Annotated in this window: 28 protein-coding genes and 1 other annotated feature; of the genes, 17 read left to right on the forward strand and 11 right to left on the reverse strand. The window is 47.8% G+C overall.

Annotated features, from left to right (window positions below):
- The first annotated feature begins 4 nt into the window (after positions 1-4).
- Both MRBLPE1_RS15935 and MRBLPE1_RS15940 read left to right on the forward strand, forming a co-directional pair.
- Entirely contained in the window at positions 5-1,828 is a 1,824-nt protein-coding gene (locus tag MRBLPE1_RS15935) for a cache domain-containing sensor histidine kinase (RefSeq protein ID WP_364146849.1), read from the forward strand.
- On the forward strand, positions 1,821-3,452 hold the full coding sequence (locus MRBLPE1_RS15940; protein WP_364146851.1) for a response regulator: 1,632 nt from the start codon (positions 1,821-1,823) through the stop codon (positions 3,450-3,452). The genes MRBLPE1_RS15935 and MRBLPE1_RS15940 overlap by 8 nt, the downstream gene beginning before the upstream one ends.
- Before the next feature lie 3 nt (positions 3,453-3,455).
- Here MRBLPE1_RS15940 and MRBLPE1_RS15945 read toward each other — a convergent pair whose 3' ends face one another.
- From MRBLPE1_RS15945 to MRBLPE1_RS15955, 3 genes are all read right to left on the reverse strand, one after another.
- On the reverse strand, positions 3,456-4,355 hold the full coding sequence (locus MRBLPE1_RS15945) for an ArsR/SmtB family transcription factor (protein ID WP_364146854.1): 900 nt from the start codon (positions 4,353-4,355) through the stop codon (positions 3,456-3,458).
- A gap of 244 nt (positions 4,356-4,599) precedes the next feature.
- On the reverse strand, positions 4,600-4,827 hold the full coding sequence (locus tag MRBLPE1_RS15950) for a 3-dehydroquinate dehydratase (protein WP_308994349.1): 228 nt from the start codon (positions 4,825-4,827) through the stop codon (positions 4,600-4,602).
- Positions 4,828-4,973: 146 nt separating this feature from the next.
- Entirely contained in the window at positions 4,974-5,885 is a 912-nt protein-coding gene (locus MRBLPE1_RS15955) for an AraC family transcriptional regulator (RefSeq protein WP_364146856.1), read from the reverse strand.
- 169 nt (positions 5,886-6,054) lie between these two features.
- Between MRBLPE1_RS15955 and yicI the strand changes: the two genes are divergently transcribed.
- The 9 genes from yicI to MRBLPE1_RS16000 all read left to right on the forward strand — a co-directional run bounded on the left by yicI (position 6,055) and on the right by MRBLPE1_RS16000 (position 14,998).
- Entirely contained in the window at positions 6,055-8,376 is a 2,322-nt protein-coding gene (yicI, locus tag MRBLPE1_RS15960; RefSeq protein ID WP_364146858.1) for an alpha-xylosidase, read from the forward strand.
- 207 nt (positions 8,377-8,583) lie between these two features.
- Positions 8,584-9,354 (forward strand): sugar phosphate isomerase/epimerase family protein, encoded by a 771-nt coding sequence (locus MRBLPE1_RS15965; RefSeq protein WP_364146860.1) that lies wholly within the window; start codon positions 8,584-8,586, stop codon positions 9,352-9,354.
- A 31-nt stretch (positions 9,355-9,385) separates the two neighbouring features.
- Positions 9,386-10,408 carry a Gfo/Idh/MocA family protein gene (locus MRBLPE1_RS15970; protein ID WP_364146862.1) on the forward strand — a complete coding sequence of 341 codons (1,023 nt, stop codon included), beginning with the start codon at positions 9,386-9,388 and terminating at the stop codon, positions 10,406-10,408.
- Between the two features lie 213 nt (positions 10,409-10,621).
- Complete coding sequence (locus tag MRBLPE1_RS15975; RefSeq protein ID WP_364146864.1) at positions 10,622-10,942, forward strand: PadR family transcriptional regulator; 321 nt, start codon at positions 10,622-10,624, stop codon at positions 10,940-10,942.
- Positions 10,939-11,496, forward strand: a complete 558-nt coding sequence (locus MRBLPE1_RS15980; protein ID WP_364146867.1) for an HAAS signaling domain-containing protein — start codon at positions 10,939-10,941, stop codon at positions 11,494-11,496. The genes MRBLPE1_RS15975 and MRBLPE1_RS15980 overlap by 4 nt, the downstream gene beginning before the upstream one ends.
- A complete protein-coding gene (locus tag MRBLPE1_RS15985) occupies positions 11,493-12,329 on the forward strand; it encodes a DUF4097 family beta strand repeat-containing protein (RefSeq protein ID WP_364146869.1) in 837 nt (278 codons plus the stop codon). The genes MRBLPE1_RS15980 and MRBLPE1_RS15985 overlap by 4 nt, the downstream gene beginning before the upstream one ends.
- Before the next feature lie 134 nt (positions 12,330-12,463).
- On the forward strand, positions 12,464-13,150 hold the full coding sequence (locus MRBLPE1_RS15990) for a peptidoglycan recognition protein family protein (protein WP_364146871.1): 687 nt from the start codon (positions 12,464-12,466) through the stop codon (positions 13,148-13,150).
- A 232-nt stretch (positions 13,151-13,382) separates the two neighbouring features.
- Positions 13,383-14,237 (forward strand): CAP domain-containing protein, encoded by an 855-nt coding sequence (locus MRBLPE1_RS15995; protein WP_364146873.1) that lies wholly within the window; start codon positions 13,383-13,385, stop codon positions 14,235-14,237.
- A gap of 122 nt (positions 14,238-14,359) precedes the next feature.
- Positions 14,360-14,998, forward strand: a complete 639-nt coding sequence (locus MRBLPE1_RS16000; RefSeq protein ID WP_364146876.1) for a 3D domain-containing protein — start codon at positions 14,360-14,362, stop codon at positions 14,996-14,998.
- 54 nt (positions 14,999-15,052) lie between these two features.
- Here MRBLPE1_RS16000 and MRBLPE1_RS16005 read toward each other — a convergent pair whose 3' ends face one another.
- Positions 15,053-15,874 carry a polysaccharide deacetylase family protein gene (locus MRBLPE1_RS16005; RefSeq protein WP_364146878.1) on the reverse strand — a complete coding sequence of 274 codons (822 nt, stop codon included), beginning with the start codon at positions 15,872-15,874 and terminating at the stop codon, positions 15,053-15,055.
- Between the two features lie 142 nt (positions 15,875-16,016).
- Between MRBLPE1_RS16005 and MRBLPE1_RS16010 the strand changes: the two genes are divergently transcribed.
- A complete protein-coding gene (locus tag MRBLPE1_RS16010; protein ID WP_364146881.1) occupies positions 16,017-16,910 on the forward strand; it encodes a fumarylacetoacetate hydrolase family protein in 894 nt (297 codons plus the stop codon).
- 79 nt (positions 16,911-16,989) lie between these two features.
- Positions 16,990-17,808 carry a (2Fe-2S)-binding protein gene (locus MRBLPE1_RS16015; protein WP_364146884.1) on the forward strand — a complete coding sequence of 273 codons (819 nt, stop codon included), beginning with the start codon at positions 16,990-16,992 and terminating at the stop codon, positions 17,806-17,808.
- A 59-nt stretch (positions 17,809-17,867) separates the two neighbouring features.
- On the opposite strand, the gene MRBLPE1_RS16020 is transcribed toward MRBLPE1_RS16015, so the two are convergent.
- Positions 17,868-19,130, reverse strand: a complete 1,263-nt coding sequence (locus MRBLPE1_RS16020; RefSeq protein ID WP_414698889.1) for a methyl-accepting chemotaxis protein — start codon at positions 19,128-19,130, stop codon at positions 17,868-17,870.
- Between the two features lie 517 nt (positions 19,131-19,647).
- Here MRBLPE1_RS16020 and MRBLPE1_RS16025 point away from each other — a divergent pair.
- Entirely contained in the window at positions 19,648-20,052 is a 405-nt protein-coding gene (locus tag MRBLPE1_RS16025) for an O-methyltransferase (protein WP_364146889.1), read from the forward strand.
- Positions 20,053-20,105: 53 nt separating this feature from the next.
- Here the strand turns inward: MRBLPE1_RS16025 and MRBLPE1_RS16030 are convergent, their stop codons facing one another.
- Positions 20,106-21,002, reverse strand: coding sequence for a TIGR03943 family putative permease subunit (locus MRBLPE1_RS16030; RefSeq protein WP_364146891.1), 897 nt, complete (start codon positions 21,000-21,002; stop codon positions 20,106-20,108).
- The gene (locus MRBLPE1_RS16035; RefSeq protein ID WP_364146894.1) at positions 20,999-22,018 is read right to left on the reverse strand and encodes a permease; all 1,020 of its coding nucleotides are present in this window, start codon (positions 22,016-22,018) and stop codon (positions 20,999-21,001) included. The genes MRBLPE1_RS16030 and MRBLPE1_RS16035 overlap by 4 nt, the downstream gene beginning before the upstream one ends.
- Before the next feature lie 120 nt (positions 22,019-22,138).
- Positions 22,139-22,405 (forward strand) — a binding site (T-box leader).
- A 55-nt stretch (positions 22,406-22,460) separates the two neighbouring features.
- Here MRBLPE1_RS16035 and trpS point away from each other — a divergent pair.
- On the forward strand, positions 22,461-23,450 hold the full coding sequence (gene trpS / locus MRBLPE1_RS16040; RefSeq protein WP_364146896.1) for a tryptophan--tRNA ligase: 990 nt from the start codon (positions 22,461-22,463) through the stop codon (positions 23,448-23,450).
- A 34-nt stretch (positions 23,451-23,484) separates the two neighbouring features.
- On the opposite strand, the gene MRBLPE1_RS16045 is transcribed toward trpS, so the two are convergent.
- Entirely contained in the window at positions 23,485-23,661 is a 177-nt protein-coding gene (locus tag MRBLPE1_RS16045; RefSeq protein ID WP_364146899.1) for a DUF5325 family protein, read from the reverse strand.
- 133 nt (positions 23,662-23,794) lie between these two features.
- Between MRBLPE1_RS16045 and MRBLPE1_RS16050 the strand changes: the two genes are divergently transcribed.
- Positions 23,795-24,007, forward strand: coding sequence for an alpha/beta-type small acid-soluble spore protein (locus MRBLPE1_RS16050; protein WP_054023438.1), 213 nt, complete (start codon positions 23,795-23,797; stop codon positions 24,005-24,007).
- A gap of 163 nt (positions 24,008-24,170) precedes the next feature.
- Here MRBLPE1_RS16050 and MRBLPE1_RS16055 read toward each other — a convergent pair whose 3' ends face one another.
- Positions 24,171-25,157 carry a metal-dependent hydrolase gene (locus MRBLPE1_RS16055; RefSeq protein ID WP_364146901.1) on the reverse strand — a complete coding sequence of 329 codons (987 nt, stop codon included), beginning with the start codon at positions 25,155-25,157 and terminating at the stop codon, positions 24,171-24,173.
- Between the two features lie 88 nt (positions 25,158-25,245).
- Here MRBLPE1_RS16055 and MRBLPE1_RS16060 point away from each other — a divergent pair, with 88 nt between their 5' ends.
- Positions 25,246-25,548, forward strand: a complete 303-nt coding sequence (locus MRBLPE1_RS16060) for a hypothetical protein (RefSeq protein ID WP_364146902.1) — start codon at positions 25,246-25,248, stop codon at positions 25,546-25,548.
- Here the strand turns inward: MRBLPE1_RS16060 and gerQ are convergent.
- Both gerQ and MRBLPE1_RS16070 read right to left on the reverse strand, forming a co-directional pair.
- Positions 25,545-26,180 carry a spore coat protein GerQ gene (gene gerQ / locus MRBLPE1_RS16065; protein WP_364146905.1) on the reverse strand — a complete coding sequence of 212 codons (636 nt, stop codon included), beginning with the start codon at positions 26,178-26,180 and terminating at the stop codon, positions 25,545-25,547. The two genes, MRBLPE1_RS16060 and gerQ, sit on opposite strands and share 4 nt — an antisense overlap.
- Before the next feature lie 37 nt (positions 26,181-26,217).
- Positions 26,218-26,640, reverse strand: a complete 423-nt coding sequence (locus MRBLPE1_RS16070) for a cell wall hydrolase (RefSeq protein WP_364146906.1) — start codon at positions 26,638-26,640, stop codon at positions 26,218-26,220.
- Between the last annotated feature and the right edge of the window lie 183 nt (positions 26,641-26,823).

Below are 26,823 nucleotides of genomic sequence, written 5' to 3' on the forward strand. Positions count from 1 at the left end.
AACCATGAAGTGGATAATCAAGGCGATTGGGTGGTTCAAAAATCAGGAGCTCGCGCGAAAGCTTATTTTAATTAATTTCATACTCGTCGTGCTCCCGCTCAGCGTCATGGGTTATTTCGCTTTTACAAGGTTTGCCGGCACGCTGGAGCAGAAAGTCGGCGATTATCAGCTGCAGACGCTCAAGCAATTGACGCTTAACCTCGATACTTATATGGCGGAGCTGGACCGCTTAACGCTCATGCCTTATCAGTATGAGCAGATTATTACATTTTTGGAGAGCAAGAAATTTCATGGACAAGCTCTGACCTTAGAGGAAATCAAGCAGCTCAACAGCTTCGTTTCCCAAGTGTTTTTGAACGGTCGAATCGATATTGTCGGCGTTTCGCTGTTTGGGGAAAACGGTGCTTCGTATGTCGTGCTGCCCGAAAGCCAGTATGTCACGACATATCGGCTGGATGAGAATGCGCAATGGCTAAAAAACGAACAGATGAAGAGCGGGCAATCCACCTTTATCGCTACGCATCCGATTCAATCCACGAGCGGAACGGTATTTTCCGTTTTCTCGATTGCCAGAGAGCTGCGCAGCTTTGACACAGGGAAGAAGCTTGGTTATATCGTCATAGATGTAGATCCTTCGGTCATTCATAAAATATTGTCCCAGGTCACGCTTGGCAGCCGTGAAGCACTCTATATTGCTGATCAAAGCGGAGGCATCGTTGCCTCGAAGGATCCATCGCAGCCGATGGAGAGCATAACAAGCTTAATGGACGGCGAACAATCCGAGGGAGTTACCCACTCTGCGTTAAGCGGCGAGAGGCAGCTTGTTTCCTACGTAACGTCGCCGATTACCCATTGGACAACGATAGGAATCGTGCCGGTAGACGAACTGATGAAAGACAGCATCATTATACGCAATTCCATTATGCTGTTTGGCATTATAAGCGTAGGCTTAGCCATGCTGATGTCCGTATTTCTGGCATTTCGGATCACGCAGCCGCTGCGGAGCTTAATTAAGCTCATGCGCAAGGTGGAACGGGGCGATTTGCTCGTTTCCTTCCCTGTGAAGCAGTGGGATGAGGTGGGCCACTTGGGCAAGGCTTTTAATACGATGGTTTCGAAGCTAAGCGAGCTTGGCTATTTGCTGTATGAAACCGAGATTCGGGAGAAGGACGCGCAGATCGCAGCCTTGCAAAGTAAAATCAATCCGCATTTTCTGTACAACACGCTCGGCTCGATCAGTATGTACGCGGAGGTCGAAGGCAACCAGGAAGTCGTCAAGATGACGAATAATTTAAGCAGGCTGCTTCGTTACAGCTTAAGCGGCCAGAAGGAACGCGTTAATCTCCGGGATGAGCTGGACCATGTAATGGGCTATATGACGATTCAAAAAATGCGCTACGAGGACCGGATCGCATTTCGGTTGGAGCGTGATGAAGCTTCGCTCTCCTGTAAGGTCATACCGTTAATGATTCAGCCGATCGTAGAGAATGCGATTAACCATGGGATCGACCAAGGGATTGGGCAAGGGAAAATCGCTATATCCTGCAAGCTGGATGAAAATCTGCTGCGTATCGTAATCGAGGATGACGGCATCGGCATGACTGAAGAGCAGCTAGGAACGATTCGCCGGAGATTACAGCATTCGAAGGATCTCGGAGGGAGCTCCGGCAACGGACTGCTTAACGTGCATAGAAGAATTGTTCTTCATTTCGGAGAGCCGTATGGCTTAACGCTTGAGAGTATGCCGTATCAAGGGCTGAAAGTAATGCTGACATTACCGGCCGTTCAAGAAAAGCTTAATGATGTGGAGGGAAGCGTCCATGCCTAGAATCGTTATCGTAGACGATGAATCCATCTTTCGCAGAGGCTTGCGCAAAATGATAGCGGAGCTCGATCCGGATTGGGAGGTTGTCGGCGAGGCGCGCGACGGCTATGAAGCTTTGCAGCTAGTCGAGGATTTGAAGCCGGAGGCGGTTTTAACGGATATTAGAATGCCTCGCATGAACGGCATTCAGCTTCAGCAAATGCTGCGCGAGAAATTTCCGGGCATCTTATGCGTCGTTATTAGCGGCTTTGACGATTTTATTTATATCCAGCAATCGATGAGGCAGGGTGCTAAGGATTATATGATGAAGCCTATCGAACGCGAGGAGCTGGCCAAGGTACTGAAGTTACTTGGCGATAACGTGAAGCTGCAGCAGAGGCAAAGCATGCCAGCCAGCAAATCCCATCGCGAAGATCATCAGATTCGCCAGCATGTGAGCGAGCATCTTATAACAGGCTTGCTGAGAGGCAGCGTGAACGAAGCGGATTTAGAACTGCTTCGATCGATTGGCATTGATTTTAAGGAGCCGTTTTTTACGTGCATGGTCATTAAGCTCGACAAAAACTCCATCGGGAGCGAACGCTATAAACAGGCGGATCCTTCCTTGTTTCAATTATATATCCAGCAGCTGGTGCAGGAGGTGCTGGGCAGAAGAACGAACGGTTTCTGCTTCATTATGTCGGAGACGGAAGTCGTCGCTTTGCTAAACATCCCAAACGTTAATCAGGGCATGGCAGATGCGATTGAAATTGGGGAGACCATTCGCAGACAAATGACCTCGCTTTCGAATATGACGGTCACGATCGGCATTGGATCGGCTGCCGAAGGCTTCAGGTCGATATCGGGCGCTTACCATGAAGCGGAAATCGCTCTCTTGCACCGGCTTATCGTTGGCGGCGATAAAGTGCTCTCCTATAACGGGTTGGTTCGGGATGAGCGCTACTACAGCGAGCAGAAGTCATTGACATGGGAGAAGCTTGAGCTGGCGATTAACGAGGGGAAGCCCGGACAGGTGGCAGAGGCTGCGCAGGCCTTGGTCAGCGAGCTTTGCAGTCAGGCGCTAGCTCCGGAAACCGTGCACCAGCAGCTTTGCAAGCTGCTTCTTCATTATTATGAAACGGCAGGCAAGCTTGGGCTTACGAAGCAATGGCTTGGAATAAAGGATATGAAAGCGGTTTTGTTTCATATCTGTTCGATTTCCTCGCGCGAGGAGCTTTCGGAGGAGTGCTCGCGTTTGCTGGTCCGGTTATCGGAATGCATCAACGAAAGTGCGGTGCAGCCCGAGCATGATCCGATAGAGAAATCGATCCGGTACATCGAGCAGCACTACGCAAAAGCATTGACCCTCAAGGAGGTTGCCGACTCCGTCTATTTGAATGCGGCTTATTTCAGCACCTTGTTCAAACAGCGGACCGGGAAATCCTTTATTGAGAGACTAACCGAAATTCGAATTCAAGAAGCGAAGCGAAGAATGGTTCAAACCGATAACAAAATAGCGGCAATCGCCGAGTATACCGGCTTTACCAATATTCGCCACTTTAACCGCGTATTCAAAAATGAAACCGGCATGTCGCCTAAGCTGTACCGCGACCGCGTCCACGGGAATACGGAAGCAGTCCGGCCGTAGCTGTCAGTAGGCGACGTATACTTGAATGTCTTGGTCATAATTGCCGAACTGCTTGCCGAACATGCTTAATCCGCCGCTGTGCGTCGCCGTTTCAGGCGCGCAAATCCGGAACCGGATATCTTCGCCGAACCCTACGGCGAGATCTTTGATTGTGCGGTCGGACATACGGATGCCATCGATGTAGGAGCCTTCCGCATCGATGGTAATTTGTTTTAGCAAGCCATGCTGCGTGCCAAGATCCCACCAAGCAGGTGTATAAACCCCTTTTACCGCGCCAAAATCCCCTGGACAGGTCCAAACGCCGAGGCAAACGTCATTCAAGTAGAATGAAAGGTCTGACGGCCAATTTTCATTGTAGTGGGGGGCTTCCGAGCAAATCTCCAGCGAGATGGAGATGCTGCGTATGCTTTGTTTTCCGACCAAATAATTAGGGATGCGGTATTCGATATAGCCGCTTCCGAACCAGAGATGACATGCCTTTACATGCTCGGGATCGGAGAAGTAGCGGGGATCGTCCACCATGCCGATGATTTTTGTGTCCGAGGACAGACCGCAGGTAGGCTTTACTTCATAAGAGGAATATTGTCCGATGGGAATGGAAACCGCGTAGCGGTTTTGGTCCGCTTGTTCCTTCACGCGAAACTGCAGCGTTGCCGATTCAAGCGTCAGGTGGCATATTTTTTGGCGGCCGCGCGAACTCGGCACGCTTTCTGTCGTTATAATAGAAGCTTCCTCGAGCTTTTGGATATGTTTGGTTACAATGGCTGACGAAATCCCGAGCGCTTCTGCCAATTCTTTTATGTTCATGGGTTTGATGTTCAGCAATTCGATGATTTTAACCCGGGTATCCGATGAAAAGCATTCAAGAAATTTTAAATTGCGGCTGGTAACCTCGATGTTCATGAAAAGCGCCTCATTCCGTTCTTTTGCTCCTATTATATAATCCAAAAGTTAATTACACAACTTAATAGTTCACTATTCTTGCTGCTTGGAAACTTTTTCGAAGGGGCGGCAAATAAAAAAGAGAGGAGCAAGATAAAATCTTGCCACTCTCTTTCCATGTTGTGCAGCCATTCCGTTTATTGAGGCGGGCTAGTCATTTTCTTATATAGGACGGCAATCCACGCCGAAGTAAAAGCAAAACGGATTAGTAAAGGGAAATGGTCAGGGTATCGCGTTCGAAATAGGAATGCAGCGTCGCCTCACTGCCCACAATTTCTACGCTAATTAACGATTTGATACATGTTTTAAGTGCATTTTTACCTGTAGTCAGCTTGCGGTTCAGTACGGCGGACAGCTTTTCAATGGCTTGTTTATTCGTATCGGTTAAATAAACGGGTATCGTTTTATTTTGGAACATCAGCATCGTTTTCATAGTAAGGACCTCCATCCCGCGAAGGATTTTTTTAATTTTCACTAGTGTAACTGACAATTATTAAATAATTCTTAAAATTCGGTGAGTATTTGGTTACAAAGCTGTAACTTTTGGGAAAATGCCTTCAAATCGTTGAAATATGGCAATCAGGACCGGCGTTCCGGCGCCTCCAGCTGTTTTTTACGGAACTGAGAAGGTGTACATTTCATCATTTTGCGAAATACTTTAACGAAGTAACTAATATGATCGAAGCCGACATCAAGCGCCACGGCCGATATTTTGAGCTCGGGCCGCAGCAGAAGCTCGGTTGCCTGCCTGATCCGATAGGCATTTAAATACTCGATAGGCGTTTGTCTCGTCATTGTTTTGAAGAAGCGGCAAAACTGTCCTTCGCTCATTGGGATTTGGTCAGCGATTTCAACAATGCGAATAGGGCGGTGAAAGTTTTGCTGCATATAAACAATGGCTTTTTTCAGCCTGTCAATTTTCGTCGTGTCGGCCGTGCTTGTCTCGCTGCGGTTGCAGAAGCAGCCTTCTGCCGCAATTTCATGGAGCATTAAATAAAAATGCCCTTTCACGGCGGTTTCAAGACCCGGCGGCTCGCTCTCGCAAATATTCATTATGCTTTTCAAATGCCGAAGCAGGGCATCCCCCCAAACCGTATTTGGCTGTATATGCCTAGGGAACGTTCGTTTCTTGTCTTGAAGCGGCGAGATGAAACGTTCCTGCACGGCATCGTAGCTTGCGCTTGAAAGCAAATGGGTGTCGAATACAATTGCGCAGAATGAGCAGGCTTGATCGCCAAGGGCATGTCCGGCATGGATATCTCCGCCGTCTATAAACACGGCCTCGCCGGCCCGAACGGGAAAATAATCGGTATCAATCTGAAACAGCACTTCCCCTTCGAGCACATAAAAAAACTCTGCTTCGGCGTGCCAGTGGCAATCCAGAACGGGTACGCCAGCCTCTTCGAGTGCAATCCAATAAGCGGCAAGCGGAAACATGTTGTCGCCATGCAAACGGTCTTCCTTTAAGGAGTGACGCGTGGTTTGATCCATTTTGAAAGGCCTCCTGTGCTTGAGTCGAGTTAGTTGGAATGGAAAGAGGCACATCGTCAAAATAGTGCTATAGTTGAGCATTATTCTGTTAGATTTGTCTGATTAATTATCAGTATAATGCAATTATGTAGGAATGCAAATAAAACAAACAGGAAGGTTGGTTCAGTCCATGAAATTTACAGACGGCAACTGGCTCATTCGTGATGAATACAAAGTATTAGGAGCAGTGCAAGTACATGATTTCGAGCAAAAGGACGGCAAGCTGACGGCTTATGCATCGCCGCAGCCGATCGTAACACGGTCTAACATGCTGGATACGATGCTGTTGACGGTCCATTTTCATTCTCCGCTGCCGGGCATTATCGGCGTAAAGCTTGTGCATCATGCAGGCGTAAATGAGCGGGGGCCGGCATTCGAGCTTTCCTCGCAAACCGGAGACCATGTCGTGATTGAAGAAAATGACGACGAAGCCGTTCTGACCAGCGGCAATCTGAGCGTGCATATCCGCAAAGGTCCGGTATGGGCCGTTGATTTCTACCGCGGCGGCGAACGCATTACGGGCAGCACGCAAAAATCGATGGCTTATATTAAAGAAGATAACGGAAATACCTTCATGCGCGAAGAGCTTGATGTCGGCGTCGGGGAGTGGGTATACGGACTTGGAGAGCGCTTCACGCCATTCGTGCGTAACGGTCAAGTCGTTGATCTATGGAACAAAGACGGCGGTACAAGCTCCGAACAGGCCTACAAAAACGTGCCTTTTTATATTACGAACAAAGGTTATGGCGTATTCGTCAACCACCCCGAGCTGGTATCGTTTGAGATCGCATCGGAAAAAGTGAAAAAGGTGCAGTTCAGCGTAGCGGGCGAATCGCTCGAATATTTTATTATCGACGGTCCGAGCATGAAGGAAGTACTCGGCAAATATACGGACTTGACGGGTAAGCCTTCGCTTCCTCCCGCATGGACATTCGGTTTGTGGCTGACGACGTCCTTCACAACCAATTATGACGAAGCAACGGTTAATTCTTTCGTTGACGGCATGGCAGAGCGCGATTTGCCGCTGCATGTTTTCCATTTCGACTGCTTCTGGATGCGCGAATTCCATTGGACGGATTTCAAATGGGATGAGCGGGTATTCCCGGACCCGGTAGGCATGCTGTCCCGCTTGAAGGAAAAAGGATTGAAGATTTGCGTTTGGATCAATCCTTATATCGCCCAGCGCTCGCGCTTGTTCGAAGAAGGCAAACAGAACGGCTATTTAGTGAAGAAACCGAACGGCGATGTATGGCAGTGGGATCTATGGCAGCCGGGCATGGCGCTTGTTGATTTCACGAATCCTGCCGCATGCGAATGGTACGCCGGCTACCTGCGCGAGCTAGTAGATATGGGCGTGGACAGCTTCAAGACGGATTTCGGCGAACGTATTCCAACGGATGTGGCTTATTTCGACGGATCAGATCCAATGAAAATGCATAACTACTACACGCAGCTGTACAACAAGGTTGTATTTGAAGTGCTTGAAGAGAAGCTCGGCAAAAACGAAGCGGCATTATTTGCCCGTTCTGCTACTGCCGGCGGCCAAAAATTCCCGGTTCACTGGGGCGGCGACTGCTATGCGGACTATGAGTCGATGGCAGAGAGCCTGCGCGGCGGCCTATCCCTTGGTATTTCAGGCTTTGGCTTCTGGAGCCATGACATTGGCGGGTTTGAAAACACGGCGCCGGAGCATGTATTCAAGCGCTGGCTTCAATTCGGCCTGCTCTCCAGCCACAGCCGCCTGCACGGCAGCAAATCGTACCGGGTGCCTTGGGCTTACGATACGGAGGCAGTTGACGTAACACGCTTCTTCACGAAGCTGAAATGCCGCATTATGCCTTATTTGTTTAATACGGCAGTGCAAGCAACAGAGCTGGGCTTGCCTTCGATGCGCGCAATGGTGCTGGAATTCCCTGAGGATCCGACAAGCGAAATTCTTGACCGCCAATATATGCTCGGCGACTCCCTGCTCGTTGCTCCGATCTTTAACGAGCAAGGCAATGTTACTTATTATTTGCCAGCGGGCAACTGGACGCATATGTTGTCCGGCGAAATCGTTGAGGGAGGCTCATGGCGCAAGGAGAATTATGATTTCTTCAGCCTGCCGCTATTCGTTCGTCCGAACTCAATCATTGCGCTTGGCGCTAACGACGTTCGGCCGGATTATGATTATGCGGACGGCGTATCGCTTGAGCTTCATCATTTGGAGGACGGCAAAACAGCAGCAACAACGGTTCGCGATGTAAAAGGCGCTGCGGAGCTGACGGTAACGGCTAGCCGCCAAGGCGGAGCCATTGCGGTTCAAATCGACGGCAGCGGCAAACCATTCTCGTTTGCGCTTAAAGGCCTAGGAGATATCGTTTCGATAGACGGCGCGCAAGCAGAAGTAGAAGGCAGCGTTGCACAATTTGCTTCGGGTTCGAAGCAGCTGGCATTCACAATCAACATCTAAACCATAAACGAGCAGCTCTTTCACGGTCCGCCTGCGGACAGGCAGGAGCTGCTCCTCTTTATTCGCAAGAAATTCAGGCATTGACCAAAATCGCATAAGAAAATGTTAATAAAATAGCTGTTTTTCGTATGTAACTGTCGATATAATGAGAGTCGTAAAACAAAATCAAATACATCAAAATAAGAGATATAAGGGAGCGCGGCTCACATGACACGAATGAATGTAGGTTTGCAGTTGTACACGGTACGGGATGCTACGGCACAGGATTTCGAAGGCACTCTTCGCCAGATTGCGGCTATGGGCTATGAGGGCGTGGAATTTGCAGGCTACGGAGATATCCCTGCCGAAGCCATGCGTGATTTGCTTCAAGAGTTAAACCTGAAAGCCATCGGCAGCCACATCGGTTTACATCTTCTTGAAGAGCGTCTTGACGAGGAGATCGCTTATCTTCAAACGATCGGCGCAAAATATGCGATTTGCCCATGGCTGCCGGCAGATGCTCGCGATACCGAAGCTTGGCGCAGCCATCTCGTGAAATTCGAACAATATGGGAAGCGTTTCCGCGATGCGGGCATTTCGTTCGCTTACCACAATCATGATTTCGAATTTGAAGTGGAAATCGACGGCCAAATCGTATTTGACGCAATGTATGAGCGTATTGACGCGCAGTACCTGAAAGTTGAAATGGATATTGGCTGGGTGCAATATTCAGGCGTTGATCCTTTGGCTTATATCGCGAAATATGCAGGTCGCCTGCCGCTTCTGCATCTGAAGGATTTCCGCGCGGGCGAGAAAGGTCAGCAGATCGATACCGTCGAGCTGGGCCGCGGTGATTTGCCGCTGCTGGATATCATTAATGCTGCATCGAACGCACAGGTTGAATGGTTGATTGTGGAACAGGACACCTGCGCCAATCCGCCGCTTGAAGCCGTTGCGGAAAGCATGGAATGGATGAAAACGAATTATTTAAACAAATAATCTAATTCAGAATGGGTAGGGGAAAAAATCAATGTCAAAAGTACGCGTAGCAGTTATAGGTTGCGGATCCATTTCGAAATACCGTCATATCCCGGAGTACGTTGCACACGAGAATGTTGAGCTTGTTGCATTCGTAGACCCGATTATCGAGCGCGCTGAGCTTTACGCTGACCTTCACGGCGGCAAAGCTTTCTCGGATTATGAAACGATGCTTGCTGAAATTAAGCCGGATGCCGTAAGCGTATGTACGCCAAATGCGCTCCACGCTTCTATGTCCATTACGGCTGCTAATGCCGGTGCTCATGTATTGGTTGAGAAACCGATGGCTGTTACCGACGAGGAAGCAGAAGCGATGATCGAAGCAGCTAAGAAAAACGGCGTTCATCTGATGGTTGGCCATAATCAACGCTTCATGCCGCCTCATGTAAAGGCGAAGCAAGTTTTGCAATCAGGCATACTTGGGAAAGTCCTTACATTCCGCACGTCCTTCGGTCACCCAGGACCGGATGCTTGGAGTATTGATGGCGCTGAAAGCTGGTTCTTCCGTAAACCGGAAGCGATCATGGGCGCTATGGGCGATCTAGGCGTTCATAAATCCGATCTTATCCGCTGGATGCTGGATGATGAAGTGTCAGAGGTTGCCGGCTTTGTGGGCACGCTGGACAAAAAAGGCACAGAAGTTGACGATAACGCTTCTTGCTTGCTTCGCATGAAGAGCGGCGCAATCGGCACGCTTGTAGCTAGCTGGACTTACTACAAAGGCGAAGATAACAGCACCATTCTTTGGTGCGAGAACGGCGTTATGAAAATCGGCACGCATCCTGACGATCAAGTAATCGTTGAATTGCGTAACGGAACGATTGAGAAGCATAAGGTCGGCGCGATCTCGACGAATGATAAACAAGAATCAAGCGGCGTTGTCAATGCATTCCTGGAAAGCATTCTAACGAACACAACTCCTGCTGTCAGCGGCGAGGACGGCCGCGCATCCTTGAAAGTGATTTTGTGCGCATTCGAATCGCAAGCGACTGGCAAGTTCATCAGCATAAACTAAAATAACGAATACCTCCGATAGGCGAACGTAAGCCTGAATGTCGGAGGTATTCTTTTTTGAACACTATCTTGCATTGTAGAATAGTATGTGGTAAATTGTTAAAAAGAGTAAATAAACGCGCATCGCTATTCTACAATGGTGAATAGTAAGTTATGCTTCATATGAATGCTTATGAAGCGATGCATCTTAAAGTTCACTTATGGGGGACAGGAAATGAACATTCAGTTTAAAAAGGGCGTGCTCGAAATTTGCGTTCTGGTATTGGCAACAAGAGGCGACCGTTACGGCTATGAGCTGGCTGTCAAAATATCCGAGAAATTCGAGGTAGCCGTTGGAAGCGTGTATCCATTGTTAAGCAGATTGACGCAGGACGGTTACTTCTCGACTTATTTGAAGGAATCGAACGAAGGGCCGCCGCGCAAATATTATCAATTGACGCAGGAAGGCTGGAGCCATATGAGAAGGCTGATTGCCGAGTGGGAAAGTTTTACGCAAGCCGTAAATGAAATCGTAGAGGAAGGTTTGAAGCCATGACGACAAGAGATCGATATATGTTGGAGCTTGAAGGTATGCTTAAAGTTATCCCGGAGGCGCAGCGCAAGGAGTGGCTTTATGATTATTACATTCACTTTCAGCAAGCCGTTGAAAACGGCCAGAGCGAGGAGGATGCCGCACGCGAACTGGGTGACCCGAGAATGATAGCCAATGAGCTTTTGCTTGGGTACCGGGTAGGTCAGGCTGAGAAAAACAACAGCTTCGGAAAACTTTCCAAAGCGGTGTTTGCGACGGTAAGCTTAGGCTTATTCAATGTCATTTTCATATTAGGTCCTTATCTTGCCCTTGCGGCCGTCCTCCTCGCTTTGTGGGCTTCCGCAGTCGCCATCGGCGTTGCCGGCATCGGAATCGTGATCGAAAGCTTATGGAACGGTACGTTCACCATACCGCAGGCTTTGACGATTGGCTTGATCAGCAGCGCGATTACGATTTTACTTGTCATCGGATTAAAGGCACTTACAACTTCCTTCTATAAAATGACTTTAAAATATTTGAAATTCAATACGAGAATCGTAAAGGGGAATAACAAATGAAGAAGCTGGCGGCAATCGCGCTCATTATGCTTGGAGTCGGTGTATTATGCGCATTCTTTGTTTTCAATGAAAGCGACCTGGTTAAGTTTAAAGGAGAACCGTATTCAGACGAGAAAACCGTGGATGCTTCCGAAATCCGGTCGATCCATGCGGAGACGGATACGTTCAACATTACTTTCGAACGCGGAACATCGAAGGATATTCAAATCAAGCTGGATGGCAGTGTAACCAAAAGCTCGATTGACAAAATTATTTTTACGGCCGAAACAAAGGGAGATACGCTTTACATTGAAGGAAATACGAAAAACAGATTTACGATCGGTTACTCCGTCATGAATTTGAAAATGGTGGTCGAACTGCCGGAGAAGCTTTGGAATTCCGTCGATATTGAGACAGATACAGGCAATATTGTTCTTGACCAGATGGAAGGGAGCAAGCTTCATGTTACGTCGGACACCGGCAATGTGAAGGTTTCGAATTATAACTTTGCGGAGATCGATTTTGAAAGCGACACGGGCAATGTTTCCTTTACGGATGGAGAAGGCATTGTGAATGGCGAGACCGATACAGGAAATGTTCGCATAGAGACAGCCGAGCTGCGAGAAGATATTACCTTAAAGTCGGATACGGGCAATATCACGGTCAATGTAGACAAAGAGCCTGCTTCTGCGGCCGTTTATATCCAAAAAGATGTCGGAAGCAGCAAAGTAGAATGGGGCGGCTTCTCCGATTCCAATGATTCGAAGAGCATCGTGGATGGCAAGATCGGCAGCGGCGATATCAAGATTCATATTAATTCGGAAGTAGGCAACGTCAGGTTGGGCGCTAGATAGCAGGAACAGGTATATACGATGCAAGAGCAGGCCTAGCTGCATAGGGTCTGCTTTTTTTATGCATATGCCGTTTCTGTTCATAGGTTTAAAGCATAAGATATAACAATTGTTATACCGAAAGGAAGCGATGCTGGATGGCTGTTGAACGCAAAAACTTCCGTAGGTTTACTTATGCGGAATATGTCGAGTATTTGAAGCCTTTTCTTTTAAAGGTGAAATTTTCGCAGGTGCATGTCCATGGGACATGGAAGCCTACAATTGCCGATTATCGCAAAGCGGCGGATAAGATGAAAATTATACAAGCAATGTGGCGTTTTCATGCCATTACTCAAAATTGGGGCGACATTGCGCAGCATGCGACGATCGATCCGGACGGGTATATCTGGGAAGGAAGATCGCTGCTGGAAGCGCCAGCCTCTGCCATAGGCTATAACGATGCGGATAAGGACCGTATCCATCCGTTCATGTTCGAGATGATCGGTAATTTTGACATTGGCGCGGAAAAGCTTGAAGGTGCCCAGCTGGCGACAGCGGTTAAGCTGACTAGCCATATTGCGACGATGTGGAAGCTGCCGGATTCGCAAATTAAATTCCATCGCGAAATGAATCCCGCCAAAACTTGTCCGGGCAGCTCGATAAATAAAGCTTCGTTCTTAGAACTTGTTCGCGATTGGAGGGATGTCGATATGAGTCCTGCCGACGCTAACAAAATCATCTCGACTTGGTTGTCGCCTGCATGGTTTGCCGCAAGCACAAAAGCAGAGCGCGATGAGATCCATCGGTTGGCCAATGAGCTGCGTAAAGCCAGCGGTCAGCTTTGAAACGCTTATATTCGGTGATGAGCATATTCTCATAAAGCAGTAACGGTGCTGTTTTACAGGTCATTTTCGCGTTAATTCCAGTTTTTGTGTCATGAAACGGCCAAAACCCCATGGTAAGATAAGTGGCGTCGGGAAGAACGATACGCAAACAAAACGAATGCGCTGCTTCATCAAGCATCAGCGTAAGTCGCTTTTGTATAAAAAAAACTTATCTTATTAGGAGGAATTATTCATGAAGATGCAACCAATACGTGTAGGTGTCGCCAGCATAATCGCAGCAACGGTAATCGGCGCAGGATTTACGGCTCCAACTGCAGGGGCAGCACCGGCTGTGAAAACATACTCCGACTGTCCAATGATTACTACGATTAGTCAAGATACATTTAAGCAAATTGCAGATAGATATGGAGTAGATATTAACCAACTGCTGGGCGGCGGTACATTTCAATGGCCAACGGCAGGCAGCGGCACAGTAACGAATCCGAGCACAGGTACAGGCAGCGGCACAGTAACAAAACCGAGCACAGGTACAGGCAGCGGTACAGTAACGAAACCGAGTACAGGTACGGGCAGCGGTACAGTAACGAAGCCGAGCACGGGTACGGGCAGCGGTACAGTAACGAAGCCGAGCACGGGTACGGGCAGCGGTACAGTAACAAAACCGAGCACAGGCACAGGTACTGCAACACCTGGTACTGGCACGACGACTGGAGGAAGCTTGAGCGCATTTCAATCCCAAGTTATCGATTTAGTCAACCAAGAACGTGCAAAAGCTGGACTGCCAGCTGTGAAAAATGATGCTTTGCTTACGAAAGTCGCTACAGAAAAAGCAAGAGACATGGATGTTAACAATTACTTCAGCCACACATCGCCAACTTACGGCTCACCATTTGATATGATGCGTTCTTACGGCGTAACTTATTCTTATGCAGGTGAAAACATTGCTTCCGGTCAAAAGACGCCGCAAGACGTGATGACGGCTTGGATGAACAGCGCAGGTCACAAAGCAAACATCTTGAGCCAAAACTTTACTAAAATCGGCGTTGGTTACGTAAACGGCGAATGGGTGCAAATGTTTATCGGCTAATTTGCCTAGAGTAAAAGTGGACAAGAATCAGCAAGGTTAAGGGCGCTTTGCGCCCTTAACATTATTTATAATAACGCTGTCGAAGTTGTGAAACTTCGGAAGTGCACAGGAGGATTTACCGCATGTTTAAAAAACGCAATTTAGCAGCAGCAGTAATCGGATTATCCGTTATGATGGCGGCAGGAACGGTAGATGCAGCTTCAAAAACACATACAACGATTGACAATGATACATTCTGGAAGCTTTCCAAGCAGTATAACGTCCCTTTGGATGCTTTGATGAAAGCGAATCCAACTATTAATCCGCTGAATTTATCGGTTGGCAAAAAACTGAACATTCCAACGGCGAAAGCGGCTGCGGCAAAGAAATCAATCGTGATGAAAGCTTCCGCTATCGATTCCGCTAAGACGGTAACAGCGATAAATGGCAAAGAATTCGCTTACTCGAAATCGTTTACCGTGAAAGCGACGGCTTATACGGCAGCCGCATCGGAAAACGGCAAATGGGGGGCGGTAGATTATTTCGGCGATAAGCTTAAGGTCGGCACGATTGCGGTTGACCCTAAAATAATTCCACTCGGCACCAAGCTTTATGTGACGGGCTATGACTACAATGGACTTCCTCAAGGCGGAATGGTTGCAACAGCAACGGATATTGGCGGTTCGATTAAAGGCAAACGTATCGATATTTTCGTGCCCGGCGTAACGAGCCAAGCGAGATCATTCGGCTTCCAGAACGTTAAGGTATTTATTCTTAAATAAGTGAGAATGCGAAAAGGCAATGCCCTCCTTGGAGGGTATTGCCTTTTTTTCTAATTAACGCGCTGCCGGCTGGCCTAACAGTTCAGGCAAAGTGACGAGTTCATATCCTTTGCTGTGCAGCAGCCGAATAAGCTGCGGCAATGCGTTTACCGTTCCATATAAATTTTGACCTATTCCGCCTCCAGCATGCTGCAGGATGATCGAGCCGGGCTGAAGCGTTTTTTTGATGTTTCTTAGAACCAATGCGCTGCTCGGATTGTTTTTCCAATCGACGGAATCGACATCCCAGTTAACGATGGCAAAGCCGGACTGTTTGCTCCACTTCACCTGCTGAGGCAGCAATTCACCGTACGGGGGACGGATGAAATGCGGGGAGTAGCCGATCAAATTCGTGATAATGGCATCCGTACGCCAAATTTGTTTTTGATAGTTCATTAAACTAAGCGTAGATAATACCGCATGGTCATACGAGTGATTGCCAATGATATGTCCTTCGTTATGTATCCGTTTTACGATCGCCGGATAATGGGTTGCGCGGTTGCCAACGACGAAGAAGGTTGCGCAAACATCATGTTGAGCCAAAATATCCAAGATAAGCGGCGTGTATTTCGGATCTGGAGCATCATCGAAGGTAAGCGCAATCCGCTTCGAATGACGCGGTCCGTTTAATAGAAACGTTCTTGGAAACTGTTTATGAAGCTTTACCCATGACATGGAGTCAGCCCTGCGCTTTTTTGTTTCTTTATCCGGCGCGAATTGCACTGCTTGCTGTCCATTGACAGCTGCGTAAGCGTCTGTCGTAAATCCCAACAGGAAAATGCCAAGCAACGCAAGTCCTGCAGCAGGCAGCCATTTTTGAAACCGGTGTTTTCGCATCCCTTATCCGTCCCTATGATTGAGATTATATAGCCGTGCCGCTATTTTACCCCCGCACTCCTCTTTCATGCACTTTACAAGGAAAAACGGGAGGCTTAAGATGAATAAAGGATGCTTGTCTATTTGAAGGAGGATGTAAATTATGAAGCTGCTGCAGTTTAAGCGTTTGGATGAAGTAAAGCTTGGCATGAAAATAGAAGAAGGAATTATCGATATTGAAGCTGCGTCACTGGCATTGAAGATGGAAGTGCCTGGTTCAATGGAAGCCGTTCTCTTAGGCGGCGAAGCTGCAAACTCGCAATTGAAAGCGCTTAGAGCGGCCGTAGGTGTGGAAGCTAATCCTGACTATTTAAAGGAAGAAGCGGGGCTTGTGTATGCGCCGGCCGTTTCCAATCCGCAAAAAATAATTTGCGTGGGCTTGAATTACCGCAAGCATGCGGAAGAAACGAAAGCGGAAATCCCAACGTCACCGATTCTGTTTAATAAGTTTGCGAATGCTCTAAGCGCGCATGGCGATGAGGTCGAGCTTCCAGAAACGAGCGATGAAGTGGATTACGAAGCGGAGCTGGCGATCATCATCGGTAGAACGGCCAAAAATGTTGAAGAGGCAGAAGCTTTGGATTATGTTTTTGGATACAGCTGCGCCAATGATTTGTCCGCACGGAATTTGCAACGCCGCACTTCGCAATGGATGCTTGGGAAAAGCTGCGACGGCTTTGCTCCGATCGGACCATACCTCGTGACTGCCGATGAGGTGGCTAATCCGGATAAGCTGGCAATTTCATGCAGCGTAAATGGGGTGCAGAAGCAGAATTCTAATACTGCGGATATGATTTTCTCATGCAGCACCATTGTCAGCTATATATCCAAGCATATGACCCTTGTGCCTGGCGATGTTATTTTAACCGGAACGCCCGAAGGCGTCGTGATCGGTTACCCCAAGGATCAACGGGTATATTTGAGATCAGGCGATGTCGTGACGGTTAAAATCGAGCAGCTCGGCGAGCTTACGGTCAAGATGGCTAAATGTAATTGATAATCATTATCGCCTGCGTTATAATCGTTATATTGACTAATTATTGTATATGTATGGGGATGAGAGGACGATTGCATCGATGAATGAAGCAATGCTGGAGCTGCTGGAGAGTAATTTTGGTTTGTCGGTAAAAAAACGAGAAGATCTCTTATTCAGCTGTCCCGCTGCGGATCTTCTGGATGAGAATAAGATGAAGCAGCTGTTGGAGTTCTATACGCCCTTAGTTAAGGGCAATGATCCTTCGGTTGGGGAAGTTTATATGGCGGGATGGTTTCGCGGGCCGATGCTGGGACTGATCTACATGCTCTCATCCTGGAACAAAACCTTGGATTTATCCTTAGAAAATATTACGGTTCAAATTTATACGGCAGACTATAACGGGCATAAATATACGGCATCTGAATTTTATTTGCATCATACAGATCTAATTGACGCACCTGAGCAGGAGCATGAACACCCAGCTTGGACAAAGGATAGGATTAGCGGCTTTTTTGAGCGTACGGTACTGCCGGTTTTTGAATCCATTGCCAAGGTCGGAACCCTGCAGGTAGGCATGCTTTGGGGACAGCTTCCAACCTCGCTCGCTTACGGCTATGACCGGCTGATGAGTATGAATGAGAACGAGGAAGCAAAACAGCAGGTCCATAACCATTTCGAGCTTGTGAAATCGCTGGAGGCTTCTGTATTCGGGCGAAACAAAAATCCGCTGAACGTGAAGTTCCGCATGACAGAATCGCTGGATAATCCAGAAAAACAGGTTCCTTTGAAATCGTCTTGTTGTTTATATTATCACGTGGATGGCGGATATTATTGCTATACTTGTCCAAGAATCAAAGAAAGCGAGCGCGAGGAACGCCGTCAAGAATATCGGGCGAAGCAGCAAGTTGAGGCCAAATAAATAGTAAAGACCGTAATCTTTAGGAGGAGATTACGGTCTTTTTTTATTCGCTGCAAAATTTATTTCATTTTGAATACGCTGATCGTTCTAAGAAGTTGGGCTGCCATCGTGCGCATACGCTCGGTTTCTTCCACAACCGCCTGCACGGATGCGATTTGCTCGTTCATGGAAGCCGATACTTGCTCGGTGCCTGCTGCGGATTGCTGCGTAATCGCGGAAATGTTCTGGATCGCACCGGATATTTTTCGGGCGCTCTCGAGCATCGCATCGCTTTCTTGAGAGAAAACAAATATTTTGTCCGTAATAAATTGAACGCTTTGCACGATTTCCGAGAAGACGAGTTCCGATTCCTTGATATGCTCGGTTTGCAGCTTAACGACCTCTTCGTTCGTCTTCATATTGCTGATGGTATGCTTGATGCCCTCATCAATGCTCTTCACCAGTTGGAATACTTGTTTGGTTGAAGCACTGGATTCCTCAGCCAGCTTGCGAACCTCTTGGGCAACTACCGCAAAACCCCGGCCATGCTCGCCTGCTCTTGCTGCCTCAATCGAAGCATTCAAGGAAAGCAAATTGGTTTGTTCGGCTAAATCGGAAATGGTCGTCGTAATGGCGCTGATCCCCTGTGCTTTGCGAGCGAGATCCTCGATCGTTGCCGATACCTTTTCCGTGGCCTCAACGTTGCGCCGCATTCCTTCGGCTTGTACATCCAGAGCCTTCATGCCTTTGTCCACGAGCTGCAGCGTCTGCTCTGAGCGGGTGTTCATCTCTTTCGTGGAAGTAGCATAGTCGGACACCTTCTCTTCGATTTCGGTGATCGACTCGCTCATATCCGATACATCTTCGGAAATTTCATTTGCGCCGGTTGCAAGCTCGTTGGCGGAAGCAGCAACCTGCTGCATAGCGATTTGGATATTGTTATTTTTATCAAAGATGCTGTGACTTGTATCGGATACGTGACGGATAATGTTGGACGTTTCCGTCAGGATGTCGCGAAGCTTGTCAATCATGCTGTTAAAGGAATGTCCGAGCTCGCCTAAAGCAGAAGAGGAGTTGGTATCGATTTTTTGGGTGAAATCCCCTTTGGAGATGCGAAGCGCGGTTCCTTTGATTTCTTCGAAGGAACTGTTGATTGATTTCTCGATAAAGGAAACAAGCGGAAACGTAGCGATTGCCATAATGATTGTGACGATAATGCCTGTCAGAAGCGAACCGCCAGATACCGATAAAACGAGAAGCATAATGAGGGCGAACACGGCTAAATTCAGATAAGAAGTGATCATTAGCTTATTGCGCACGGAAAGCGAATAGTACCATTGGATCATTATGTAAGCGCTCCTTTTATTAGATTATCCATATTATAGCACCCGCCGCGAAATTGGTCTATAATTGTCGATTTGCAAAATACATAAATATTTAGCGCCCGCAATCGGCTTTTCGGAAAATACCAAATACGTTTTCGGTGTAACGCAAATTAGAAAATGATACCATTATCGGTAATCGCATTTATATTTTTGATTTATTTCTATTTTTCAGGAATGGTTCCTAGTTCCTAATTATTGATTTATTACTTGAAGAAAGAAGGAGACGCCAAAACATTTAGTTGGATAAATTGGTTTTTTAGTTCAAAAGAATCATTTCAGTTTGATATTTTTCGCATGGTCTTATTTAATTATGTATAATAAAGGTAGCAATTACATTTATAAAGTCGAATTTAATCGAATAATTGTAAATAAATATTAAATATTATGTTGTAAATGATAGAAAAGGACTATATAATATGCGTTGAGACCTATATGGAAACTCATACCCAATAAATCATAAAGGAGGATAAAATGTATGCAAACGGATTCGGCATCGCTTGCTCGTCAAGTAGAATTTGTATTTCGCCAGCTTGAAGGCGAACTGACTAACGCTACAGCCGGTACGGTATTAATTCATGTGAGAAATAACGCGGTAGGAAAGTTCGGGGTTAGGCACCATCCCATCGAGAGCAAAAACGGAAAGTTCGAGAACGGGGACAAAGGGCTTACGGCTATTCAGGTGCAGGCCTTCAAACAAATGGCAATCGAATCGTTGAAGTATAGGAAAGAATGGTCGCATGGCGAGATTCTTTATGATTTCTCTGTACGTACAAGCTCCAACTCATGGTCGGCCAGCATTCTTTTTGAATCCAATTACAATATGGCGAATTGGAATTCACGCTATTATCCAAAACGAAATGATTTATGGGATTCACAATAAACAGGCACAATAAACAAAAAAAGCGAGCTGACGGACACCGTCAGCTCGCTGCTTTATAGACCAAAATCGAGGTCGGGATACACGTAAGGCGATTCCGGCGTTTTGATCCTCTCGACCTTAATGGCATCCAATAGGATGATTTCATTATCCAAATAAGTTGAGGTAGTCAAGGTTCCTCTAACCGTTACCCATTCATCATCCGCAAACTCATTGGCTTTTGGCCATGTAATCATAAGTCCGTAGGGCAGAGCGTCTGCTGAACAGCAGTTCATTGCGAATCGGCTGACCGCAATACGTTCCTTGCCCATCTCCTCCTCGCGGTAAACGAATCCGGTTATTTCAATTTCCTTCCCCATGAACGCTTTCCGATATAGATCAAGCGTCGTTAAGGTCTCGATAAACTGCTTCTCGGGTACGCTGACGAGCGGCTCGGCATAAAGCTTTTTTCCGTAAGCGGCATGCGTTTCCGTATATTCATCGGCTGGAAAAAGCGAATCGATGCTTTCGCCCGTGGTGCTGGCCTGTGCTGCTTCTGCCGCGTCATGGACATCGGGTGCTGGCGTGTTATTCGCTAACGGCCGCTCAAAGCCGGCGCTGCCGGAGAGGCTGAGCCCTTTTTTGGCGGCAAGCGCACTGCCAAGCGTCCCGGTAGGGACGAGGAAGCCAAGCAGCAGCGGAAATACGAATAAACCGTAAATGATGGTGTTTTTGAAAATGGAGGGCGAAGGTTCATGCTCGCAATCGCAGCTAGGGGTTTGATTACCCATCCGTTTCTGGAGCGCGGCATATACCTGGTAAATTGCAGCAGCATAAAGACCGAGCGCCGACAGCTTAACGTAAAGCTCCATCCTTGGCGCGATGTAAAGCATCATTTCACCCGTTCGGTCCAAATAGACGATGAACATGGCGAAGCCGGTTAAGATAGCAGCCCGTATCAGATGATGAGTCATAATAATACCTCCGTTATCCAAGCGCCGATGAAGGTCAGCGCTGCGGTTAAAGCAATTAGAATCAATACGAATTTAACGCGGAAGGTGCTTAAGAGCATCAGCGTGTTTTTGAGATCGATCATGGGACCGAATACAAGGAATGCGAGCAGCGGCCCGAAATCAAACATACCGCTGAATGAGGACGCGATAAACGCATCGGATGTCGAACAGATCGATAGAATAAATGCAAAGCCCATCATGAATACGTATGAAAAGACAGGCTGTTCGGCAAATGCCGCCAGGGTGCTGCGATCAATCGCCGTTTGGATAATTGCGGTTAAAAAGGCGCCGAAAATCAAATATTTTCCCATTTCAAAAAACTCGTCCGACGCATGGGATAGGATCGAGGCGACTCGGCCTCTGAACCCGCTGCCGCTTGCTCCATGGTCATGGCTGTGGGAATGGCCATGATGAGCCATATGAGCCGAATGGGTCGTCTTAAGCGGGCTGTTTTTCATGAATTTATACAGCAGCAAGCCGACGATGACGGCGATGACGAAGGCTAGTCCCATTCGGGAATAAGCCATTTCAGGTTTCGTGCGGAACGCGGTAAAGGTGGATGCATATACGATCGGATTTACGATAGGGCCTGCAAGCAGATATACAATTCCAATGTAAGCAGGCATGCCTTTGCGAATCAATCGGCGGACGACGGGAATCATGCCGCATTCGCATAAGGGAAACAAGATCCCAAGCAATGCGCCGAACAAAACGCCGGCCACCGGATTTTTGGGCGTGAATTTTTGGATCAGCTCGTCCGTAACGAAGACCTGCAGCAGGGCAGAAAATAAGACGCCGAGCAGGATGAATGGAAATGCTTCTAATATAATGCTAAAAAATAATATTTTGAAAGACTGCAGGTTGGCTGCGGTGAAGATATTAGGGGGCAGTTCCCGATTGGTAACAATGAGGGCTAACATAATTAAGCATCCTACCCCAAGCAGCGGGGTGCCGAAGCGGAAAATATATTTTAGCATAGTCCAGTATCCTTTCTTTTGGTAAGGATTACGAATATCAGTATAGCCTATGCTGGGAATGGCAACAATAGGACAACGATTTCGGCGCTTGACTTTACGGTTTTCACAGGTATAATCGTTTTAAATGCAATGATGGGAAAAAGTAAGCTCGATTGATTTGCGTGCAGAGAGCCGGTGGTCGCTGTGAACCGGTGCAAGCGTCGATGCCGAATGGGCCCCGGAGCCTACAAAAGGAAGCTGGCGGCATGCGTGCGCAGCCGGAGATATTTGTACGGTAGCTCCCCGTTACGGAGCAATAAGGCTTATGGGATTTATCCTGCGCTTCGTTTTACCAGAAAAGCGTACCATAAGCGAATTAGGGTGGCACCACGGTCCCTCGTCCCTTGCGGCGGGGGATTTTTTGCGTTTTTTTAAGATATTATCGGAAAGAGGTTGAAGCATAATGAAAAAGGTACTCTCGGGCATACAGCCAAGCGGACAGCTAACTCTTGGGAACTATATCGGCGCCATGCAAAATTTCGTGAAGCTGCAGCATACGGAAGAATGTTTTTTTATGGTTGTCGATCTGCACGCCATTTCGGTCCCCCAAGACCCCGCTGCGCTTAGAGAACAAACGGAAGCGGTAGCCGCACTGTTTATTGCCGCCGGCATAGATCCGCTTAAAGCCAATGTGTTCGTGCAATCCCATGTTCGCGCGCATGCGGAGCTCGGCTGGTTGTTTACGACGCTGGCTAACATGGGCGAGCTGGAAAGAATGACGCAGTTCAAAGACAAATCTGCGGGCAAAGAGTCGGTCGGAGCGGGTTTGTTCGTCTATCCTACATTAATGGCTGCGGACATCTTGGTATACAATGCCGATTTAGTACCGGTTGGTGACGATCAGAAGCAGCATTTGGAGCTGACCCGCGATCTGGCTCATCGCTTCAATACGAGGTTCGGCAAATACTTTACGATTCCGGAGCCTTATATTCCGAAAGTTGGCGCCCGGGTGATGTCGCTTGACGATGCCGGCAAAAAGATGAGCAAAAGCAACCCGAATGCCGGCAGCTTTATCGCGCTGCTTGACCCTCCTGATGTCATCCGCAAAAAAATTAGCAGGGCAACGACGGATTCGGGCCGCGAAGTGAAGTTTGATCCCGCGAATAAGCCGGAGGTCAGCAATTTGATGAGTATTTACGCGCATTGCGCGAATATCAGCATTGAAGAGATCGAGGCCCGGTACGAAGGGCAGGGTTATGGGCCTTTCAAAAAAGAGCTGGCTGAGCATGTCGTATCCGTGATCGAACCGCTTCAAGCCAGATACAATGAAATCCGGAGTTCCGGCGAAATCCACCAAATCTTGAAGCAGGGAGCCGAGCGTGCTGCTGTCATAGCAGACCGCACGCTGGCAGACGTGAAGGAGCTTATGGGCTTTCTTCCTCCTCGCGGCTAGAGACTGAAAAATGAAACAGGGCTGACGGCAATCGTCAGCCCTGTTTTTTTCTGCGCAAGCGGGCTTTTACGATAAAACCGGCCCCAATGGTGAAAAGGCTTAATAATCCGAACAATAGTACGAGCCAGCCACTATAGCTGATTGAGACTGCCATAGCACTCATAAATACGATAGCAACAACGGAAAAGAACAATGAAAGCGGCTTAGACATGGGGTTTTCTCTCCTTAACAAATCGTCAATATATTTTTAAAATATTAAGAATAGTTTCTCGGGCCGTGCACATAATAAGCTTGCAAGCTTGCAACACACATCAAAGTGCAGAGGACGAAAGGAGAAATACATTATGGCAGGAAGCAGAAATCAACTTGTTGTTCCACAAGCAACTGCAGCATTACAGCAAATGAAACTTGAGGCAGCGCAAGAACTGGGCGTTCAAATTCCTCAAGATGGCTACTACGGTAATGTTTCGACTCGTGATGCAGGCTCCCTAGGTGGCTATATTACGAAAAAGCTGGTCCAAATTGCTGAACAACAACTCTCTGGCGGCTCCCGTTAATCGATTCTTATACACAATGATCAACGAAGCCCAAGGCTTGCCTTGGGCTTTTTAGTTTGGTTAGCCATTATTTTATCACAGCGGGAAGAAAGATGAACCGATCTTTTTAACAAAAAAAAGAAAGCCCCCCTAATCATGCGGCAAGGGCTTTCCGGCGTCAATATCAATAAGTATCCATGCGGAGTCTTTTCATTAAACGCTCATCGCTGAGCCAGCCCACGTAAGAGCCGATCGTCTCATCTTTTTTGTTCATAAGCAGTACCCCTACAAAAGGATATTGTTTACGGTGACGGTATCTTACATCGCACCACCTGACTTCATATCCCCAATGATGCTCCCGGACGTCTGCGCAAGCAAAGCTGGTGAAATATAAAAACGAGCTGATCGCCGGGTCATTCTTGGATTTGGCGACGGACGGATGATCCGAGCATTGTACCCGATCCAGCCATTTTAATTTGCTGCTGCGCAGGTTGCCGATGACAAAGCCGCCATTTTTGGTTTGTTTAACTACATTCCATATCGAAAGGGAAATCGTCGGAATGGCAATATAGACATCGCCTTCCGCATATTCGGAATCGAGTGTCTTTAACCTTTGCACGGTGCTTCTTGCGGTAAATGTCCTCCACACGAAGTAAACGGCCAGAAACAAATACATAAGCGGAAAAATAAATGCCGGATTTACGAAACCGCCTGCCCAAAGTAAAATAGCAATGACATGCGCCGTGAAAATAATGGGATCAAAGATGTGTATGATATTCCAGGAGATCCACTTATCCGTAAATGGCCGCATGGCCTGCGTGCCGTAAGTGTTGAACAAATCCGTGAATACATGAACGCATACGGCGAGCAGCACCCAGCCTCCAACATGCAGCCATGGCAGGCTGCCGCGGTAAAATAATTGAAGCACGGCCGTAATCAGAATCGTCCAAATGGCGATGGCCGGCAAAGAATGAGAAATCCCTCGATGGTTGCGGATATATACCGCGTTCCCCTTTAAACGCAGCAGACCGTCAAAGTCTGGTGCTTGCGATCCGGCTACCGTACCAATTAAGACTGCGGTTAGTATGGATGGATTTGCTGCAACTACGGGATCGATGGTCGCCAGTCCGGCGAGTCCGATGCCCATGACGAGATGTGTGCCTGTATCCATGTCGAGTCCTCCCCAAATCATTGATTAGGTGTAGTATCGGCGGAGGAGGGGAACTTTATCAAGGTAAGCAAAAGGAGACTTGAGGCAAATGTGCATTTGTTTTGCGGAATACCGTATTTTACCTGAATGGCGAGAGCATTTCCTCGCTTATACGAAGGATCTTCTGCAGCAAGGAAACAACGTATATTTATATGAAGGAACAGATCAGGAAAACCTTTTCGTTGAGGTCTGGCAAGCAGCTTCTTGCGAGCAGGCGGAACAAATCAAAAAAGAACGCTGCAGCGAGCGTTCCTTATGGTACCCCATATCGAATTGGATCGCGGGCGGGCCGGCGAAAATGCATGTTTGGACATTTAAGCCGGCGCATTCACGCGTCGGGAACCCGGATTAACGGCTGGAATTAACCGTGCCTAAGGTAGCCATGCCGAGCGGTGTAGAAGAGGTTACGACGTTTCCGTTAAACGGATATTCGTAAGCGATGGGCTCATCGAAGGTCACATAATCAAGATTCAGCGTCAATAGTAAGTAACGCATACCGGTCGTCGGATCGCTAATAACGATGTGGTCGCGGCCGGCAGCCTCAATAATGCCTTTGAAAATTTTGGCGTTCCACTCGCGGTTGTTCTCGTAAGTCATATAGAAAGTTGCCATTTTGCCGCGGTTTAGACGCAAAATGTTTTCTACGTAAGATTCCTCAACTGCAGGAAGAGTAACGATGTTGCCGCCTGTCGGGGTAACAAAGGATCCGCTTGGTACAGCTGGCGGCATTTGTTGCATTTGAGCAGACTGTACCTGCATACCGGCTGGGAACGCAGTAGGCTGCTGCCCCATTGGCATGCCGGCAGGAAGCGTAGTAGGCTGCTGTCCCATTGGCATCCCGGCAGGAAGCGTAGTAGGCTGCCCGCCCATTGGATAAGGATAGCTGCCATATCCGCCGTAACCGTAGCCATGATAAGGAGCTGCATTTGCCGGGCTTACCTGAGCGGGACTTACCTGAGTTTTGAAGCCATAACCGTTAGACATCTTGAAATTCCTCGCTTTCACACGTTAGAAATTGAAATTAATAGACAGCTGGGCATTCGCCTTGCTTTGGAATGTAGAAGCAATGCGCCTTATATCTTCCGCTGTGCGTCTGGTCCCACCAAGTTTGGGGACAGCTTCCTGCCGGACGGAAAAACCACAGCGCGTTGGAAGCCGGACGCTGACGCTCGCCGTTGATCATCCGCTTCGCCAATCGAATATCTTTTTCGCGGGCGCTTTGGTAAAAATAGCCTTTGGTTATTGCTTCGAAGCCGCCGGGCCGTTGGTTGACCATCTGCGGAATCGAGCGAATGTTTTTAAAATCAAGACAGTTGCCGCGAATACGGTTTACGCCGACATTGCCGACCATAAGCATTCCAAGTTCGCCTTCGCCCTCTGCCTCGGCCCGCATGAGACGGGCGAGCATCTTCGTGTCCTCGGAGTTCGTTTTAATGACTGCCATAGACTTGACGGTTCACTTCCCTTCGCTTACTTTAGGACGGTTTGATGCGCGGTTTGGAATAGGCATCAAACTACATAGTCATTGTACTCGGCGCCCATCCAAATGGTTACTAAATGATTTGTCACAATTTGCGTGGCAAAATGATGAACAAAGCCGTCGAACGTTGTCATCGCGGTCTTTTTT

It is taken from the genome of Paenibacillus sp. LPE1-1-1.1 (genome assembly GCF_040676435.1).
In the GTDB taxonomy this organism is placed as follows: domain Bacteria; phylum Bacillota; class Bacilli; order Paenibacillales; family Paenibacillaceae; genus Pristimantibacillus.

Coding starts and splice junctions, on each gene's coding strand:
- MRBLPE1_RS15955 (WP_364146856.1), bottom strand. CDS start 5,885: ATGGATCAAACCACGCGTCACTCCTTAAAGGAAGACCGTTTGCATGGC.
- MRBLPE1_RS16025 (WP_364146889.1), top strand. CDS start 19,648: ATGCAAACGGATTCGGCATCGCTTGCTCGTCAAGTAGAATTTGTATTT.
- MRBLPE1_RS16000 (WP_364146876.1), top strand. CDS start 14,360: ATGTTTAAAAAACGCAATTTAGCAGCAGCAGTAATCGGATTATCCGTT.
- trpS (WP_364146896.1), top strand. CDS start 22,461: ATGAAAAAGGTACTCTCGGGCATACAGCCAAGCGGACAGCTAACTCTT.
- yicI (WP_364146858.1), top strand. CDS start 6,055: ATGAAATTTACAGACGGCAACTGGCTCATTCGTGATGAATACAAAGTA.
- MRBLPE1_RS16010 (WP_364146881.1), top strand. CDS start 16,017: ATGAAGCTGCTGCAGTTTAAGCGTTTGGATGAAGTAAAGCTTGGCATG.
- MRBLPE1_RS15980 (WP_364146867.1), top strand. CDS start 10,939: ATGACGACAAGAGATCGATATATGTTGGAGCTTGAAGGTATGCTTAAA.
- MRBLPE1_RS15950 (WP_308994349.1), bottom strand. CDS start 4,827: ATGAAAACGATGCTGATGTTCCAAAATAAAACGATACCCGTTTATTTA.
- MRBLPE1_RS15935 (WP_364146849.1), top strand. CDS start 5: ATGAAGTGGATAATCAAGGCGATTGGGTGGTTCAAAAATCAGGAGCTC.
- MRBLPE1_RS15970 (WP_364146862.1), top strand. CDS start 9,386: ATGTCAAAAGTACGCGTAGCAGTTATAGGTTGCGGATCCATTTCGAAA.
- MRBLPE1_RS16035 (WP_364146894.1), bottom strand. CDS start 22,018: ATGCTAAAATATATTTTCCGCTTCGGCACCCCGCTGCTTGGGGTAGGA.
- MRBLPE1_RS16060 (WP_364146902.1), top strand. CDS start 25,246: ATGTGCATTTGTTTTGCGGAATACCGTATTTTACCTGAATGGCGAGAG.
- MRBLPE1_RS16050 (WP_054023438.1), top strand. CDS start 23,795: ATGGCAGGAAGCAGAAATCAACTTGTTGTTCCACAAGCAACTGCAGCA.
- MRBLPE1_RS16045 (WP_364146899.1), bottom strand. CDS start 23,661: ATGTCTAAGCCGCTTTCATTGTTCTTTTCCGTTGTTGCTATCGTATTT.
- MRBLPE1_RS16030 (WP_364146891.1), bottom strand. CDS start 21,002: ATGACTCATCATCTGATACGGGCTGCTATCTTAACCGGCTTCGCCATG.
- MRBLPE1_RS15975 (WP_364146864.1), top strand. CDS start 10,622: ATGAACATTCAGTTTAAAAAGGGCGTGCTCGAAATTTGCGTTCTGGTA.
- MRBLPE1_RS15965 (WP_364146860.1), top strand. CDS start 8,584: ATGACACGAATGAATGTAGGTTTGCAGTTGTACACGGTACGGGATGCT.
- MRBLPE1_RS15985 (WP_364146869.1), top strand. CDS start 11,493: ATGAAGAAGCTGGCGGCAATCGCGCTCATTATGCTTGGAGTCGGTGTA.
- MRBLPE1_RS15945 (WP_364146854.1), bottom strand. CDS start 4,355: ATGAACATCGAGGTTACCAGCCGCAATTTAAAATTTCTTGAATGCTTT.
- MRBLPE1_RS16015 (WP_364146884.1), top strand. CDS start 16,990: ATGAATGAAGCAATGCTGGAGCTGCTGGAGAGTAATTTTGGTTTGTCG.
- MRBLPE1_RS15995 (WP_364146873.1), top strand. CDS start 13,383: ATGAAGATGCAACCAATACGTGTAGGTGTCGCCAGCATAATCGCAGCA.
- MRBLPE1_RS16005 (WP_364146878.1), bottom strand. CDS start 15,874: ATGCGAAAACACCGGTTTCAAAAATGGCTGCCTGCTGCAGGACTTGCG.
- MRBLPE1_RS15940 (WP_364146851.1), top strand. CDS start 1,821: ATGCCTAGAATCGTTATCGTAGACGATGAATCCATCTTTCGCAGAGGC.
- MRBLPE1_RS16055 (WP_364146901.1), bottom strand. CDS start 25,157: ATGGATACAGGCACACATCTCGTCATGGGCATCGGACTCGCCGGACTG.
- gerQ (WP_364146905.1), bottom strand. CDS start 26,180: ATGTCTAACGGTTATGGCTTCAAAACTCAGGTAAGTCCCGCTCAGGTA.
- MRBLPE1_RS16070 (WP_364146906.1), bottom strand. CDS start 26,640: ATGGCAGTCATTAAAACGAACTCCGAGGACACGAAGATGCTCGCCCGT.
- MRBLPE1_RS15990 (WP_364146871.1), top strand. CDS start 12,464: ATGGCTGTTGAACGCAAAAACTTCCGTAGGTTTACTTATGCGGAATAT.